General features: G+C 65.6%; 1 protein-coding gene. It reads left to right on the forward strand.

The window, feature by feature from the left end:
- Positions 1 to 262: 262 nt before the first annotated feature.
- On the forward strand, positions 263 to 802 hold the full coding sequence (locus tag H7965_RS29755; RefSeq protein ID WP_229682888.1) for a 2'-5' RNA ligase family protein: 540 nt from the start codon (positions 263 to 265) through the stop codon (positions 800 to 802).
- Positions 803 to 1737: the final 935 nt, after the last annotated feature.

The following is a 1737-nucleotide window of genomic DNA, read 5'->3' on the forward strand; positions in this document are numbered from 1 at the left end:
CTGTTGGTGCTCTGCCCGCCCGTGACCATGAGCAACGTCGCGGAACGGTCGGGTTATGGGCCGAACCTGCCCGGGGCGCAGCATCCCTTCAAAGCGGGCGCGCAGCATTGCAGGCGCTGGGGCGGCAGCGGACTCTGGCCTTGAGACTGATCTGCGGCAGCATACTTATGTTACCCGCTTCGATGCGGGCAGGGCTGCCGCAGACCATCTCGCGGTTCGTGCAACGGCGTGGCGGGGCTGACCCGCGGAAGTCCAGACCCCCATGACGCAGCTGCTGCACGGCGATCCTCAGGCAATGGCTCCGCTGATCTTGACGCTGCGGCTCGATGCCGTCGCACAGGCACGGTTCGACACCGAGCGCAGCACCCACTTCCCACCGGAACGGAACTTCCTGTCGGCGCATCTGACCCTGTTCCACCACTTGCCGGGCGCGGAGGTCGACGCCGTTGGCAGCCGGCTGCGCGCGGTGTGCGAGGGACAGCCCTGCTTTGTGCTCGAGGTACATGACCTCTGGCTGATGGGGCGCGGGGTGGCGTACCGACTGCGGTCGCAGGCCCTCAGCCGATTGCATGCCAAGCTGGTAGAGACTTGGTGGGATTGGTTGACGCCGCAGGACCGGCAGCCGTTGCAACCGCATGTCACCATCCAGAACAAGGCAGGCGCAGAGCAGGCACGCGCGCTGCATGACCGGTTGCGGTCCGACTTTGTGCCTTTCGATGTTCTGGGCACCGGATTGCTGCTGTGGCACTACCGGAGTGGGCCGTGGGAGCCGGCGGCAGCCTACCCGTTCAGTGATGCCTGAGGCGGCTGCCATAGCCTGCTGCCGTTCCACCAGCACGATCGGCATTGCCAAGTTGTTGGGGCGATGGTGGCGTTGTGTCGAGCGGCACGACGGCCTTCGCGTTCACGCTACCGTCCGGGCAGACGTCTCCTCTTTCCAAACTCGGAAGGTGTTGGAGTGGGCACTGCCCCACTGCCCGTGGTGAGGATAGGGCCACTCCCCATTCATCCCGCGCCGCCGGCAGGCGGCATAGACGACGCCGCTTGAATAGGTGAAAGGGATCCATTCGAACCCGCCCGGCAGTAGACCCCGCGCAGCCGCCCCGTTGCGCGTGTAGGGCATCACCACTCCAGCCAAGCCAAGTGCATCATGGATGGCGAGGTCTGCCAGCAGGCTGCCGGCCGTGACCTACCCCAGCCGGTCGGCGATGCGGATGAAGCGGTCGAAGGGCGTCACGGCCATCGGCGCATTCGATCGGTCGTGAACGGAAAAGGAACAGCGCTGTGAGAGGACTTGGGATTAGGTAGGATGCACACCTCGCGCGGGCGTGGGTCTGGGCAGTGGAGCCAGGGTTGCCGGTCCTAACCCTGTACCAACATAGTGGTGGTGACCGCTCCCGTTCGCCACAATGCTGGCAAGCCCTGGACGCCGGAGGATTTGGACCTGCTCTGCAGCCTTGCGTCGTCGGGCGCTACGACAAGCCAAATCGCTGATCGGCTCGGCCGTTCGCGGATGTCCGTGTCAAAGGCGGCCGAGAAGCTGCGCATCAGCGTCGGCGAGAAAAGCACCACGCGTTCGCTAGGGCGGGGGGCGAACCGCACGACCTAGCCCGATGGCGGGCCTCGAACTTCCCGCTGCGAATTCTTCCAAACAGAGGGACCCAGGCCGTTACAAGCGCGTTAGGGTCGCGAGCCAAGCCGGAGCGCTGGCCGGAGCGCGATGAGGGTGGAGACGAC

It is taken from the genome of Siccirubricoccus deserti, assembly GCF_014283215.1.
In the GTDB taxonomy this organism is placed as follows: Bacteria; Pseudomonadota; Alphaproteobacteria; order Acetobacterales; family Acetobacteraceae; genus Siccirubricoccus; species Siccirubricoccus deserti.

Bases quoted from the DNA above. Each gene is read 5' to 3' on its own strand.
- H7965_RS29755 (WP_229682888.1), top strand. From the start codon at position 263: ATGACGCAGCTGCTGCACGGCGATCCTCAGGCAATGGCTCCGCTGATC.